A 15,372-nucleotide genomic window follows, 5' to 3' on the forward strand; every position below is an offset into this window, starting at 1 on the left:
CTGGCGAGCATTCTCGCCTAAATGGGTGTCCGGTTTCATTAGACTACTACATCTTGCGAATATTGAGCTTGTTCTTCCTGTCGTGGAGCTACGACTAGATAAATTTGGCGGAATTCTAGAGCAAAGCGAGGAGGGGTATAGGCCATCGAGTTGGAGTCGTATCAACCTCCATGTCGTTTTCGATCAGGTTGACCCTCAGCTCATTCGTGAGCAATTTATGCCTGCCATTTCTCAGGGGTACTCCCTCGTACCTGGATCCCCTAGCGACCGTTGGGCTGGAGTCATTACTAGGGATAACCTGATTGAGCTTGGGGAGCGTGTCGTTGCCTCAATGCCAGCGGCTATGCGGGGCCGGGCCTCCTCACCACTAAAGGTCGGCTTCAATAACCTCAATGTTAGCTTTGAAGCTGTTCGGGCAGCTCTCAAGACGCAGCACTTTGATGGTAAGCACATCATTGCGATGGGTAAGAGCGAGTGGGACAGCCTGCGGTGGAACGATCATACGATCGCGGACAAGAAGACGATTATTAATGAAGCCGATCTGGTATTCACTGCCGCAGCCAACCCTGAGGCCTACGTGAGAGCTCGTGATGGGTTGAAGGCTGCTCAGGTCAATGCGCGCCTTCTTGATTGCTCAGATGCACACTCGCTTAGCACCTCAACCGACAAAGACCGCGTTGGAAACTGTTTTACTTGGATCAAGGCAGACTCAACATTTCAGGGGCTCCTTCAAGCGATCCATGAGTTCGATGATCGCGTGTATGTAGGCGATGCCCCTCCCAAACGAAAGAAGATCGAGCAGAACAAAACCAAATTTATAAGCTCAATCAAGGTTAAGAAGGTCGAAGACTCGGGGCTTTCTGAACCTTGGTTCGATTTGGACATCCCGCTCAACCCTGATCTGGTGGCAATCATCGGCAACAAAGGCAGTGGTAAGAGCGCTCTTTCCGATGTCATCGCGTTGGTCGGCAACACAAAGCATTACGCGAAATTTTCATTCCTCAAAAACACGCGGTTCCGTAGCCCGAAGCGCAAGTTCGCAGAACATTTTTTGGGCTCATTGACCTGGCTCGATGGCTCTGTGATGGAGAAGACTTTGCAGGAGGATCCTGAGCCAAGCAGCGTCGAGCGGGTCAAATATCTACCGCAAAGCTATTTGGAAGATCTATGCAATGAACTGGGTGAGGGCGGATCCTCAACTTTTGATGCGGAGCTGCGAAAAATTATTTACTCCCACGTGCCCGAGGAGGAGAGGCTCGGCAAGGCTTCTATGGACGAACTACTAGATTTCAAGGTCGCAGAAATTGAGCAGGCTCGCAAAGGTGTGAGGGAGAGTATCACCAAGATTAACGCGGAAATTATTGAGGTGGAGCGCCGGGCGACAAATGATTTTCTGAGATCGTTGCAAGAATTAATGGCGGCTAAGCAGGGGGAAATCGCCGCGCTGGAGGATGCCCAGCCACAACCGGTACTCGACCCAAGTGCTTCACCTGAAGCTTTGGCTGAGTCAAAGCAGGCGGCTGAACAGGTGGATATTCTCGAGAGCGAGGGCCGTAAGATTGAAGCTGAGGAGGCTGCGCTCAAGAGCACAAGAGCGACGGCGCTTAAAAGAGAAGCGGTTGCCAAAAGAATTTCTACCGCACTGACTAATTACGGTAATCAACATGCGACCTTCGTTGCGGAGCTGAAAGATTTACTCGCTGATCTGGATGTAGAGTTGCCGATCGATTCCCTAGTGCAATTGAAGGTCGATGCCGGGCCGGTCGATGCCATCGCAGCAACGGCTCAAGCGCAGGTGGCTGCGATTGACGCTGACTTAAAAAACGAAGATCAGGGCAGCATTTCACAGCGAAGGTTGCTCGCTGCGGCCCAGCTTGTTGAAGCCAAAAGCCAGCTCGGAGAGGCGCAACGACTTTATGTTCTCTACAAAGAAAATTTAGCGAGCTGGGAGCGTGCCAAAGCGGAGCTGATTGGATCACCAGATAAGCCAAGTAGCCTTTTGCAGCTGCAAGATGAAATTGCTTCCTTGGCAAATTTGCCGGAGCAGCAAGCGAGGCTTCGTACTGAACGCTCCGAAAAGACTCGTGAAATGCATGGCTTGATTCAGGCCATGGTTGATGAGTTCAGCCGACTCTATCTCCCTGTCCAGCGCTTCGTTAATTCTGAGGAGCAGCGTGAGCTCAATCTACCTCTGGATTTCCAGGTTCGGATCGAAGAAAAAGGCTTCTCAGACCAACTATTGAGGCGCATCAATCAAAGGGTCAGGGGATCCTTCATGGGGGTCGACGAGAGCTCTCAGATGCTGCGCAACTTATTGTTGGCTGCCAGTTTCGAAACGGCAGATGAGGCCGTGGCGTTTACAGACGCGATTGATGATTTGCTTCATTTTGATCGTCGAGAAGGAATGCCTGAGAGGCCGATGCTCCTATCTGAGCAACTCGCACGTACCGTCACAGCGCAGGATCTTCTGGATTACTTGTACTGCCTGGATTATTTAGCTCCTCGGTATTCATTGACTTACGAGGGACAGGAAATCGGTCAGCTTTCACCTGGCGAGCGTGGATTGCTTCTTCTGGTTTTCTACCTTTTGGTCGATGAAGATGACATACCGATTGTCATCGATCAGCCCGAAGAGAACCTGGACAACCAGACTATTTTTCGAGTTCTGGTGAAGTGCATCAAGCGAGCGAAGGAGCGCCGGCAAGTAATCATGGTGACGCACAACCCCAACCTGGCCGTGGTGTGTGATGCTGAACAGATCATTCATGCGGCGTGTGACAAGGCTGCGAGCCGGTTCGATTACGAAGCCGGGGCGATAGAACATCCTCTGATCAAAGCACGTGTGGTCGAAATACTCGAGGGCACTGAGCCTGCTTTCAAGAACCGGCAAGGTAAGTATCGATTGCAGTAAACCGACAACCGAAGCATGCACGCTGCACTATCTGTTGGATTTGACGAGATGGGTAAGCGTGCTGTTCGGATAACGTTATCTTATAGGGTTTGTGGTTTGCATCACATCAAGCACCAGTAGTTCGAACTCTGGGACGGTTAATGCTTTCTGTCCGAAACCTCTGATCCGAATCAGCTTAACGTTTGCCGCTTGGAAGATGGCATCCTTCATCGCGTCGTTTTCCTTGGCGTAGGCACTGTCGTGAAGAATGCTGTCGAGTTCGAAGAAAAACTTCGGGGAGTAGCTATCTCGAGCGTCGAACACCACGCTGTCCACAACCGCTTTGAAGAAATAGCTCCGCTCCTTCTGGGTCAGGTTGTCTTTGAATGCCTCAATGTCCAGCACGCTGCTTAAGGCCACGTTGGGGTAAGGGTTGTAGGTGGGGAAGACCCGTCGGACTGCCTCAAAGAAGTTTTCTTCCTGTTGGGATTTGAACAACTTCACGATCTTTGGGGCTGCAGCGTGCACTTGATTAGCTTTGACGCTGATGTCTCCGCGGCGAGCCTGAGCGATCTGTTCCGGCTGTGTATTTCGACTCTGATTTACGATCTGTTTTGCCAGTGGACGATGCTGATTTGAAAGGGCAAAACTGAGTAGTGAGGGCATCTCCAGTTCCTGCATAACCTTAAGCTTCTCGTCAACGAAACGATCGGTGAAGGCTTTGGAAAAACCATGCTTTCCGAGCTCAATCATCACCGCGATGGACTCGAAGGATTGGTACCGAACGGCGCTGGCATGGCTCGAGCTGTGTGCAAAAAACTCGTTCTCAAAGATCGCCACTGCCTGCAAGGTTATAGGGTCGTTTTTCAACTCTTTGGCGTGTGAAACGAGCGTGTTCGACAGTCCCTCCCAGTCCCGATTAGCAAGCATCTGGTACATGGATTCCCTTTCGAATGCGGCCATTGCTACCTCGCGTTTGATCTAGTTGGTTTTTTGCTCGCTCAGATTCGATTTGACCTGTGATAGACGAGCATAGCGCTGGATGTGCTCACGGTAATGGCGCAGTTTCTGGCGCCGCGTCACGTGCTTGCCGCAGATAGGCCCGGATAATGATGTTCTTACCAGCCCGCGTAATGAGTAACCAGGTGGCCCCAGGCCGAGAGCGCCGGCCCATTGTCGCGAAGGATGTTTATCGCCTCGGCAGCAGGAATTTTGGTTGGACAGCCCCCGATCAGAAAAACCTTGTCTTTGCCTTGGTTGTACAAATGCATAACCGTCAAAACCATGATCTGTTGTAGCGGCGACATTACGCGATAACTTTGACGCATTGCCTTCAACGATTCGGGGACAGGATCTTCTCCGCCTGCCCAATCGAAGCCGCGAGGCCGCAAGTTGTAATGGCTGCCTTCGCTACCATAGGCGGGCTCGACGTGCTCAAAACATCCCTCAAGCGAGTAAGCCTCTACGATTCCCCAAACTGCTTGTCCAAAAATATTTCCTCGCTCTGTTGCACTGGGGAACTTAGGGATAGAAGCTCCGCAAACCATCGACAGCGCCGTAAGCTCAGCACCGTCCATACAAGGCACGTTATCCACCATATCGACCAACGCCCAGTTGGGAAAACGGCCAGCAGCAAACGTGGGGTTAACTGCCGCGTAAGCCGCCAGCGCTACTGGTTGTAGTGAGTGGTGGATGTAGGCTTGGCTGGCAGTGTGAACATCCGTGAATGCCCAAACACCTTTCGAAAGCTGGTGGATACCAATCTCGGACAGAAGAGCTTTAGCTTGGTCAACGTAGTTGTTGTTCATGCATTCGAATTCCTTTGCCTTGGTGCCCATTGGCCAATGGCTCTGTTAGGGGGAGTCGCAAGAGATGCCTTAGCGCACGATGGTTTTCGATCACGCGTTCTCAGATTTCCAAGTGTAGTGTTGGATGAGTTGTTTTTTACCTAAAGTAAACTGCAAACATAATGCTGATGGGCCCGTCACCTGATCAAGGGTTTGGGAAGTACCGACTTGACCGTCAGGCGACCTGCAGTATTCGCAGTAGTCCAGGGTGTCACAGTCATTGAAGAGGGTGAGTCGCCAGCCATCGATCTTGACAGACATCAGGCCGTGATAGATCTCATTCCATGACTGGATAAAGCTTCTCATCATGATGCGTTTGCCGAGCGCGACGTCCGTCAGTACCTGGCAGACCTCGCGCGCGGTGATAGGAGAGGTTGTGTTCAAATCAATTTCGATTTAAGTCACGACGCATCCATAGCGGTGAAGCGTCGGTGACTCAAGGGTTTTAGCTGAGTGAACGGGCTACGCAGAGAGCGAAATGGGCTGCTCTAGAGTCCTAGGCCATTTGCTAAACCAATCTTTTTGATAAGTCTAATGGCTGAGTCTCTGTCGTATTTTTCTGGCTGTGCTTCATTTTTATCCAGAGAGTGGCGAAGGGCACTGAAAGCGTTGCACATTTCTATTTGGAGAGGTGTGATGCTTGCACGCTTTGAGGCCCAGCTTTCTAAAATTGAAGCGAAAGCAGCGTCGTAGCGTTGCATCGCTACCTGAGGCTCAAGCATGCCAATTCCATTTAGAGAGGGGTGTATATTGCTTACGCTCGTTTGTTTCGAAATCAGCTCAGGACTCATTCTTTTTTCTTTCAGAAGTTGCAAGGGGTAAGCCTCATTGTACGTCTAGCGTAGTGAGGCCATGAGTGCGATTGCTTGCGTTGCGCAGCTGTCACCCTAAGAATCGGTTACCCTCATCCAGATGCTCAAAGGATATCGCTCTTTCGGGCCCTCGAGGCCCGGCTCAATGTAAAGCTCATCGAGCCGGAACTCAATATTTACCAAGCTATTTACAGTTACCTGCTTTGCGATAACCCGCCGCTACGGCATCAGACTCTGACGAGAAAGAAATCTGGTTCTTCGCAGAAACTTGACCATAACCAGGGCACCCAATTGAGAGGTGGTACACCTGACTCTTTCTGTTACCAATGACCGTACCAACTCCGTTTGCACTCGCAAGGGTTGGCTGGGCTGCGGCCTTCGGAGGATTAACAGGAGCGGTGCCAATCACCCCATCACCAACTGTCTTATATCCTTGCGACCATCGACGTTTGCCAGTCACGAATGGATTGGAGTGCCCCATGATTGCTGAAATTCGGCGATCCCGCTCTTTCTCCCAAGGCGAAACAGGGTATTGCTTGTCCCATGCCATCAGTAACTGTTGCTGCTGCCGAGACATGCTCAGGTTGTATCTATCGAACATGTAAAAGGTTGTCCTAGCGACTAGTCCCTTGACCTCGTCACGCGGCTCTGCGGTTTTTTGGTTGAAATCAACCCGGGTCTTGCATTGCCCGTACTGCGGTGTCACCCCAGAGGCCATCCCGTAGTTGAAATTACTCCGGTCGCCATTCACCTCCCCAACTGATGGGTACAGGTTGAATAGGTCGGCTTCCATTGCTCGGAACACCGGATCATCGTTCACACAATTTTCTCGACCACCGTTTTGCCAGCATTGGCGCTGGTTGCCGAACGTATAGGCGGGAACAATGTGTTCCCATTCAGTCCGTTCTGCTCGGTTTTCTTGCTTTCTGGCCTTGAGACCGCATGAGTCGGCGTCGATACGACCACCTGATTTGCCAACCCACGTCCATTTGCAGCCGCAATACAACTCGCCCATCGAGCTGTTCGCCTGGTCGAGGTAGATTTTCTGCTTTGCTATAACCTTCGCTTCGGAAAAGGTCGACGGAGGGTTTGAGAAGGCGGGGGTTGTTATCGAAAGGGTCAGGATTATTACGGACAGCAGTTTTTTCATCGGTAAGCTTAATCGGTTAATGGGACGCGCAGTATACGCTTGACTTCATGACTGTCGATGGAGGCCAAAGGCTAGGGGGATGAGTATTCCACTGAGACATACGAGGGAAATCTATTAAGAGGGCAAGTTCCCTAGTCACTGAGTGCTGCTCGATACATAAAACAACGAACCATGATTTTATTTCTTTGCGGAATGGTCTTTGCACATGGCCGAATAATACATATTTTTTATGTTGTAATTGTAGCGGGCGTATGCGAGTTGAGTGGTCGCAGGGGATGATGACTTTTCTAAGAAAGATTTAGTATAAAGTGGAGGGGGGTGAAGAGGTTGTTGTACGGTGATGTAGTGATTGCCCCAAATGATCGTTTGTCGGTGGTTCTGTCATTAAGTCGTGTGCCAGTATGTCTAGGATTTGTTTAGTGCAGATATGAGTTCCTGATTTTGAAGTCTGAGGTTTATGTTCTCTTTTTTCAGTCTTGCAATCTCCAATTCTTGTTCTTCGATTTTGGCTACGAGTGCTGATTTTGATTCTGTGAGATTTTCCCGGATTGCTGCGGTTAGAGCTTCAGCTAAGCGTAGATTTGTTAAGTTTTCAATCTCGGTTTTCATTTTGTTAAATTGAGAGACTATTTCGCTTTTTGTCATTTTGCGTCCACTTCTGCTGTGGGACGCTTTTAAAGAAGACCAATAAACCTCTAGTTCAGCGTTTTTTTTATTTATGAATTCGACGAGGTCGGGCTGTCGTCTTGGCGTGATTAAGCTATGGTTCACATTTCCAATGGTTGCTAGTCTGCGTAGTACGATTTTTCTAGACCTTAAAGGCATGCTCGCAGTAGTGGACATTTCCTGTTTGATTGATTCGAATAATTCCAATGCCTTGATGTATAAAGCTCTTGTTGTCTCGGATTTGATCCAGGTAGGCTCTTCGGCTTTGATGTATTTTTTGTGATATTTATCAAGTTCTTCGCTCATTATTTGCTTCTCAATCTGCGATCGATAATTCTTACAACTTCTGCACTCATTTTTTTTGAAAACTCAAGTGGGTGCATCATGGCTATATTTTCATGAGCAATTTTAATGCGCTCAAGATAATTCCTCTGCTGTTCGTTGTACATGTGGTGCGGGCACCCGGAGCAAATCTCTGGTGCACTATGCACGTCTACTTTTGGGAGATTTGTTTCGGAGTCAATGCATTTGGCTCTGTTGTTGTTTTTTGGAAGTACGCAAAATCCCCACTCAAATGCAGTGAGTCGGCTGTAGTTGGATGCGTTATCTCTTATGTGGATATTTAGTTCTCTGGGGGTTAGCATTAAAAATTTAGCTATATCGTTTTTAACCTTATTTGCCGCAGGCCCATGAAGCCGGTCTTCGATTTTATTAGCTGCTATGCGATGGATTATTTCCTCTAGGTAATCAAGCTCCATGTAGTGCTGTACTGACTCATGGAGTTTCTCATCAGTGTACCTGCGGAAATTAAGTGACCCGGCGCTATGTCGAAAATGCTCTCTTAGATGAGCGCTAACGTTTTGATCAAACCGACGAAGTGTGAACTCAGAAAAAGAGTGACGAGCCTGGTGTGGGTGCACTGATTTCTGGATTTCTGCTAGATCCGGATTCTTAGGGAGTACATGAGTTTCATAAAACTGTTTAAACCAGTAGCTGAGAGTTACCTTGGAATATCTTGCTTCGTGCATCCACCGCTCTATAGTCCATCCACCCCAGCCAAGGGCGGCGTCATAAGCATGTCCGCGAAATCCAGCGTGGAATAAAGGGATATTGTGCTTTTCTGCATCCAAAGCGGAAAGGCTTACCATTATGTCGGCAGCTTTAGCTACGAGTCCATGTAATGAACGCCCTATTACGGCACCACTTTCAGTTTTCGGATTCTCTGTATTAAACCACCAAGAACCATCAGGTTTTTTGTAGTAGTCATTAACATCAATCGGCTCGAGTTCGCTAATTCGAAAGCCGCTTAGAAGAAGGAATGTTGTTAGTCCCGCCTTCATTGTTAGCTCGCAGTAGTCGCCAAATTCGCGCAAGTTTTTCCAAGGAAGTTTTGGTGGTACCTCTATTCCATGGTTGCGTATTTCCTGCGCCAGATAGCTAAAGCGCTCAATGGTCAGACTGTCATATCTTGCGGGCAAACCAAAGTGTCTCCACTCGTGATATTTCGTGAGAATATCATAGCTGTTAGTTCCATTTTCGAACCACTTTGTAGGAGATTTTGGATACTGCCTGAATGTCTTAAATACAGATTGTGCGATCTTCGTATCGTCTGACTCTAATATGGCGATAGCTTCATTCAGCATAACGGAGCTACAAATCATTGCGATGGAGCCATAACTCCCACCTTTATACCATTCACTATATTCCAACCCTAGCTCATCAAGGATTGGAGCCATGGTGTCGCGCTTGAGTTTTTTGTCGATGAAAAATTTAACTCCATCATTTAGCCTTCCGTTGTTATAGAGTTTGTAGGATTCATTAAGAATGGCGCAAAAAGCGTTTAACGCGCTTCGGCCGAGGGTGCCATTCGTTCCGTAAAACATAAACTGTCGTACTATAAGTTGTATTTCTAGTAGGTTGAGCGACTTGAGTTGTCTGTTGGGGAAGTCGCGTTGTAGTTGTTCACACAAGAAACGAACAGAAGCAAGGTCTGCGCGAGCGGCGCTGATGCTTGTTGGAGTAATTCTATTTTGTTTGTCTGCATATCCCCGAAACGATTTTCCATTAAGAAGGAGCATTTGACCGAAAATTAATAAATGTTTTGAACAGTTCCAAGAGAAATTGAACTCTATGGTTTTGCCGGTGCGAGGATCTTCTAAGAGAAATACCCTGTCACCAGGTGTGTTTGGAATATTAGCAGATGCCTTTGATGTTAGGGGGCGGCGCGTAAGGGATTTCATTAGTAGGGCCTTATCGGATAATTGGTAAAGGTAAATCATAGTCACTCACGATCTTTTCCCCCTCAAGTATTGTCTTTCGGTCAAATTTTTCCAGTACGGCCTCGATATAAGCAATTTGCATTACCAAAGCGCTACCACGATCAGTTTCGTATTCTGAAAGCTCTTCAAGTCTTTTATTGCATGCGATGCGGTAAGTAATTAGCAGCGCAGCCTCAACTGGAGAAACAATAATTATTCGATGGCCGTTCATCTCAAGCTCTCCGAATGGAGTAACTGCCCAGCCCTCTTTCTGCAGTTTTTCAATAACGGCATCAAACTCTTCGATGTCATTAGACTTTAGAAGGTCTTTTTTCCATCCCAGTTCGATTTGTAACTCGTCGATTGTTATATATTTGTTAGCGTCTCGAAGCTGAGTGATTTTTCGAGCGTCTGCCTCCATGAGGCTACCTGCTGCGCTGGCGAAACTGGCTCTTTTGTCCCAGCGGTATTTAGTCGCGCTCCTATTGAGATAAGTTTTTTGCTTTACATCCAGAGTGTGAGAGGTGGCTTCAGCACCTACAACTTGTTGTGAGTATTTGTCATAGTTTTGATCGCTAGATGTAGGAAGAGGAATATTCTGATTTCTGGTGTCCGTTTCTAATTTGGCGGGGTAGTCATCTAGTATGGCGCGAGACTGGCCAATTTTATTAGCCGTTATTGATTGTCGCCGTATATGGTTAAAGGCGATTTTTTGTTTTATGGTTTCAAGTCTTTTGATAGAGTCTTTATTAGAGTTACGATCCGTTCGAATTGCAGTGGCGATTGCGGATTTCTCCTGAAGTATCGAGTTGTTTTTTGCGACATTTTCGATTATTTCCGCAAATGCTGTGATCTCTGAGTGCTCAGATTTCATCGACTTATAAAGGGTTGTGTGTGGAAGGGCTGCGACAATTATAGGTCTAAAAATATCGCTGTCTAAAACTTGTAGGGAGGCGCAGCTCGCGTTGTCAAAAACATGGTTGCCGGCATGTGGGAAAAGATTCAAGTATGATTGGCGTGTACTGAAATATTTTGCAAGTGACCTATATTGCAATGTGTCATGTCTGTGATGAAGAGTTTCTTTGTGGATTTCGCTACTTCTGCGTTTTATATGTGCTACGGAAGCAGAGCTTGAGGTGATTAGTATGTCGTGCATTTGCAGTGACTCAATCCCCGATAGCTGTACTCTATCGGCGGCTAGAAGCCAAGACATGCAAATTTCTTCGGAAGGGGTTGGCTTTATTAAGAATAGGAAATCAAGATTTGTGAATAGAAGAGGTGCTGGCCACAGTGGATTCGCATATTCTAGATTTCCTTTTGAAGTCAGTCCGTTTTTAATGTAGGTGTTGGCGTCGCTGAGCGTTAGTGGCTGTGCGCTTATTTTTAAATTTTCTACAAAGCTTTTTCTATTGGAGAGAAAGTATTCTTTTAGTCTTATGTCACTCGACTCTAATATTGCATAAGTAATCGACTTGTATAGTGTCTTGAATTTTGTATTTTTCGTAGCCCATCTTAGTTTTTCCGTGTCTCCTTTACAGGAGTCTAATAGTGATTTAAGACTCTTCTGAACGTTTGGACTTTCGAGAAGAGTCGTTCTGAAGTCATTTAGCATCTTTAGAAAAAAGCAGCAAAATCGAATTACAGAGCGAATTAGTAATAGCTCGTCGTGGCAGCTGCACTCTGTTATTTGACTCAAACTTTCGTGGGTGCTTTCGCGGCGATTAGGGATCGAAGGTATGAAAGCGTAGATTTTGGTGAGCTCAAGGAGTTCAATTGTGTGATTGGGGCCCGAATACATGCTGTTCATGCCCCAGTTTATGTAGACCCTTAATTTTGCAATGTACTCACATTGAGTTGATTGTTTGGCATCGTTTTCTTGTAGGTGGTCGGAGTATTTTTTAATAATGTCCGCAGGTAGTTCAGACGTGGGGAATGATTTTTCGCTGAGCCATTCAAAGAAACGGGCAATCATTCTATATTTTGCATAGTTCGATCGCGTATCATCGGTTTGGGTTTGATTGAGGTGATTTATGAGCGCGATACATAAGGGTGTTTGTGAGTACTCGGCAGGGCAGGTTAGTTCATATAGCTTGGGTTTTGCATTTTTGCCACTATTGCCAATTACATAGGCACGTTTTTGTGAATAGTCGATAGGATAATATTTCGCTATATCGTAACCACTATTTGTTTCGGCATTCAGCTTTGCACCGCTATCCACTGGAAAGTATGGCTTATTCACAATACTCTTCCTCCAGTGCTTTCAGTACACGTTCGCGTCGGTGGATCATTGCTTCGAATATTATGTAGGATTTTGTCGTCAATTTTTTATTGTGCCCCATTTGTTCTGGAACGTGCTGCCATGGATCTATTCCATGCTTGTAGCAAAAGTCTACTAAGTTGGTTGCGTAGGTATGGCGCAGGCAGTGGAATGTAAGGGCGGAATAAGAAGCTTCGTCAATGTAATAGGTGAATTGATCAGTCTCTGGTTTTTTTTCAAGTAAGTGGTGGGCTTCAGGGGCGATCGAGCGGATTGCTCTCTTAAATGCATTAGTTGCATGGGCCTTTCCTAAAGTCTCTCCTCTGGTTGAGCAAATAAGATGACCATCTGGTATTTTTGCTCGCCTTCCGTTGAGAAACCACTTAATGCGCTGTGCTAGTTTCGGAGGTACGTCAACATTTCTATGTTTATTTCCCTTTCCGAAAATTTTTATGATGATGGAGTTGGTTTTGTTTTTTTCGGCTTCTTCTAATAGTTTTCTTAAGGTCTTTGTGCTTAGGTTTCTTTTGTCAGTAACTTCGCTAGAGCGTAAGCCGCAATAGTATCCAAGGGAGATAACTAGTTCGTCGCGCTCTCTGATGAATGATGACTTTGCTACTACCCCACTCATTATTATATTGATTAATAGGTGGTTTATGTATTTAGAGCGAAGGTTGAAGTTTGGCGCGTTTGAACTATCGCCTTGGGCTGTAGTTTTTTGTTTTTTGTAGTTGTATGTGAAATTTGGAGGGGAGTCGATTAGTCCGGATTTCCAGCCAAACTGAAAAAAACCTTTCAATGTGGAAATGTGTCGCTCAATCGTTGATTCGCCAACTCGTTTGGCCAATATTAAATCTTCATGAATATATCTTGTGATTTCTTCATCGTAAAGATTTCTCCAGTCAAGATTTTTTCTCTCGAGGTACTCAAAAAAAGCACGAATATCCTCGGCGTTAGCCTTTTGAGAATTATCTTCTTTGCCAATTTGAGCACGGCTCAAAAGATAGAGGGTGGGAGCAAGAATTATTGAGGTCTCGGTCAGTGGGCCGGGCTTCGTGACCGTCCAGGAACTGAGTCCTATGCCTGACCATTCGATCTGATCAACCTTGCGCACCTTCATTGACTGGATCTCTCAACCTAATCGACGACATCCTGAAGCGTAGGTGAGAGCTAATGTTTGTCAACAAATGTGCGTTCCTAAGCCGCTCTTAGATAAACCTCGCCAATACTCGGCACCAGGTTGTGCAGGTCGGCCTCGGCCTTCTGATAGCCTGGATCGTAACGTGTGCAATTCTTGCGTCCACCTTCCTGCCAGCATTGGCGCTGATGGCCGAACTGCCAGGCCGGTACGATATGCTCCCACTCGATGCGCGAAGCACGCTTGGCATTTTTGCGTGGTACGTAACCGCAAGCTTTCAGATCGACCTTGTTGCCGGTGTATTTGCACCCGCAATAAAACTCGGTGGACTGCGGTGCATATAACTTCCAGGCAACCTTCTTGGCTTCCGTGAATGTACGAGGTGCACCCGCCTGGGCGCCCGTGGCGATGAACAGCAACAGCAAAGCAAAACAGCGGACAATCATTGAATCAATCTTCCTTCGGCACAACCCAAAAAATCTGCACGCCGCCATCGTCGCGGTAGGCGAGGGTGACGTTGTCGTTCTCGTCGATTTCCTCGAGCAGCTGTTCCCATTTATCCATCGGCTCATCCGGCAAGCGGAAGATCAGTGCGGCTTTGGCTTTTTGTGCGGTAGGGGAGTTGATGATTTTTTGAACGCGCATACCCATGCGTTCATAAGCGTCAGGAGCATCAGAGGAGGTGGCCACGAGGTTATCCTTATTAAGCTGTACGTGCATACAGTATTTAACTGTAGGCGTTTTCGCAACTGCTTAAAATTCAAGAAAATCCTCTGACAGCGGTTTTCTGACTTTGGTGTGAGTTCTGTCGGTTTTTTTGTGAGAAAAATGCTTGAGTGCTGTAGGCGACGCACCGCTCGCCGAAGAGGCGAGTGGTGCGAAGGTTGCCCGACCGAGAGTTGATCGGGCGAAGGTCAATCAGTATTCCCAGAACATCCTTTGCAGCTCTTTGCTGTCGTTGGTTTTGGTCAGTGCAACCATCGCCAGAATGCGGGCTTTTTGCGGATTCAGGTCGTGAGCAACGACCCAGTCGTACTTGTCGTCAGGCTGTTCGGCGTTGCGCAGAACGAAGCCGCCAGCGTTGACGTGGGAAGAGCGGATGATTTGCACGCCATCCTTGCGCAGTGCCTGCAGGGATGGAACCACGCGGGAGGACACCGAGCCGTTGCCGGTACCGGCGTGGATAATGGCTTTGGCGCCGGATTGGGCGAGTGCCTTGTAGGCGGTATCGCTCACGTTGCCGTAGGAATAGGCGATTTCTACGTCAGGAAGGCTCTTGATGTTTTTGATGTCGAATTCCGAATCCATGGTGTGACGCTTGGCCGGCATGCGGAACCAGTAGGATTTGCCTTCAACCACCATGCCCAGCGGGCCCCAGGCACTTTTGAATGCCTCGGTCTTTATGTTGATCGTTTTGCTGACGTCGCGACCGGACTGGATTTCATCGTTCATGGTCACCAGGACGCCTTTGCCGCGAGCCTCCTTGCTGCTGGCCACGGCCACGGCGTTGTACAGGTTGAGCATGCCGTCCGCCGACATGGCGGTGCCCGGACGCATGGAGCCGACAACAATGATCGGCTTGTCGGTCTTCTCGACCAGGTTCAGGAAGTAGGCGGTCTCTTCCAGGGTGTCGGTGCCGTGGGTGATGACGATGCCGTCGACGTCTTTGCTGTCTGCCAGTTCGGAGACACGACGACCCAGTTGCAGCAGGTTGTCGTTGGTGATGCTTTCCGAGGCGATCTGCATGACTTGTTCGCCACGCACATTGGCCAGTTTGCTCAGTTCAGGAATGCCGGCAATCAATTGCTCGACACCGACTTTGGCGGCCTGATAAGTCGCGCTGTTGGCTGCGCTGGCCCCGGCCCCGGCGATGGTGCCGCCAGTGGCGAGAACCACGACGTTGGCGAGTTTGGTCTGGGTTTCGACTTCTTTTGCCTGAAGGGCGGCAGGCAGGAGCAGGAGGAGGGCCAAAGCGCCCGGAACGAAGGTGTTGAAAGCAGATTTCATTATTTTTCTCTCTAGTAGTGAGACGGTGCTGATGCAGGTTCATCTAGATTCACCCCGAGCCGATCTGAATGCCCGGGTGCGGTGAAGGGAGCAGGATCTGTACCAGCCGTACTTTGCGTCAGAGAAATGTTTAACCTTATGATTTAAAACAATATTTTGTGATCTGTAAAATTCACTGTTGATTCGTTTATCCGGGTTTCCGAACAATGCACGCTTTCACGTTCGGCTCTCCGAAAAGGACTACCGCGTCTGTCGAACGAATCGGGTTGTCGGTATCGGGTTTTCTGCTAAAGAATCCATCGCGCAGGCCGATGCGTGTTCAAGGGCACTAAATTTCTAGGGAGTTC

Annotated in this window: 12 protein-coding genes and 1 pseudogene; 1 reads left to right on the top strand and 12 read right to left on the bottom strand. The window is 48.0% G+C overall.

Features of this window, described 5'->3' with window-relative positions; translation table 11 throughout:
- Window positions 1-25 precede the first annotated feature (25 nt).
- A complete protein-coding gene (locus ACA074_RS10120; RefSeq protein WP_497678914.1) occupies window positions 26-2,911 on the top strand; it encodes a TrlF family AAA-like ATPase in 2,886 nt (961 codons plus the stop codon).
- 75 nt (window positions 2,912-2,986) lie between these two features.
- Here the strand turns inward: ACA074_RS10120 and ACA074_RS10125 are convergent, their stop codons facing one another.
- The 12 genes and pseudogenes from ACA074_RS10125 to ACA074_RS10180 all read right to left on the bottom strand — a co-directional run bounded on the left by ACA074_RS10125 (window position 2,987) and on the right by ACA074_RS10180 (window position 15,025).
- Window positions 2,987-3,853 carry a DUF2726 domain-containing protein gene (locus tag ACA074_RS10125; protein WP_497678915.1) on the bottom strand — a complete coding sequence of 289 codons (867 nt, stop codon included), beginning with the start codon at window positions 3,851-3,853 and terminating at the stop codon, window positions 2,987-2,989.
- A gap of 155 nt (window positions 3,854-4,008) precedes the next feature.
- Window positions 4,009-4,698, bottom strand: coding sequence for a hypothetical protein (locus ACA074_RS10130; RefSeq protein ID WP_497678916.1), 690 nt, complete (start codon window positions 4,696-4,698; stop codon window positions 4,009-4,011).
- A 90-nt stretch (window positions 4,699-4,788) separates the two neighbouring features.
- On the bottom strand, window positions 4,789-5,121 hold the full coding sequence (locus ACA074_RS10135; protein WP_497678917.1) for a DUF7693 family protein: 333 nt from the start codon (window positions 5,119-5,121) through the stop codon (window positions 4,789-4,791).
- Between the two features lie 104 nt (window positions 5,122-5,225).
- On the bottom strand, window positions 5,226-5,552 hold the full coding sequence (locus ACA074_RS10140; protein WP_497678918.1) for a hypothetical protein: 327 nt from the start codon (window positions 5,550-5,552) through the stop codon (window positions 5,226-5,228).
- Window positions 5,553-5,733: 181 nt separating this feature from the next.
- Complete coding sequence (locus tag ACA074_RS10145; RefSeq protein ID WP_497678919.1) at window positions 5,734-6,699, bottom strand: endonuclease; 966 nt, start codon at window positions 6,697-6,699, stop codon at window positions 5,734-5,736.
- 405 nt (window positions 6,700-7,104) lie between these two features.
- Window positions 7,105-7,671 (bottom strand): hypothetical protein, encoded by a 567-nt coding sequence (locus ACA074_RS10150; protein ID WP_497678920.1) that lies wholly within the window; start codon window positions 7,669-7,671, stop codon window positions 7,105-7,107.
- Window positions 7,671-9,605, bottom strand: a complete 1,935-nt coding sequence (locus ACA074_RS10155; RefSeq protein WP_497678921.1) for a hypothetical protein — start codon at window positions 9,603-9,605, stop codon at window positions 7,671-7,673. The genes ACA074_RS10150 and ACA074_RS10155 overlap by 1 nt, the downstream gene beginning before the upstream one ends.
- A 10-nt stretch (window positions 9,606-9,615) precedes the next feature.
- Window positions 9,616-11,862: a hypothetical protein gene (locus ACA074_RS10160; protein ID WP_497678922.1), complete on the bottom strand. Its 2,247-nt coding sequence runs from the start codon at window positions 11,860-11,862 to the stop codon at window positions 9,616-9,618.
- Entirely contained in the window at window positions 11,855-13,000 is a 1,146-nt protein-coding gene (locus ACA074_RS10165; RefSeq protein WP_497678923.1) for a tyrosine-type recombinase/integrase, read from the bottom strand. The genes ACA074_RS10160 and ACA074_RS10165 overlap by 8 nt, the downstream gene beginning before the upstream one ends.
- Before the next feature lie 95 nt (window positions 13,001-13,095).
- Window positions 13,096-13,464 (bottom strand): annotated as a pseudogene (locus tag ACA074_RS10170) (endonuclease); the annotation flags it as partial.
- Window positions 13,465-13,468: 4 nt separating this feature from the next.
- Window positions 13,469-13,738, bottom strand: coding sequence for a DUF1654 domain-containing protein (locus tag ACA074_RS10175; protein ID WP_401271535.1), 270 nt, complete (start codon window positions 13,736-13,738; stop codon window positions 13,469-13,471).
- A 198-nt stretch (window positions 13,739-13,936) separates the two neighbouring features.
- Complete coding sequence (locus ACA074_RS10180; RefSeq protein WP_187676955.1) at window positions 13,937-15,025, bottom strand: asparaginase; 1,089 nt, start codon at window positions 15,023-15,025, stop codon at window positions 13,937-13,939.
- Window positions 15,026-15,372 lie beyond the last annotated feature (347 nt).

This window comes from Pseudomonas sp. LBUM1655 (genome assembly GCF_059716085.1).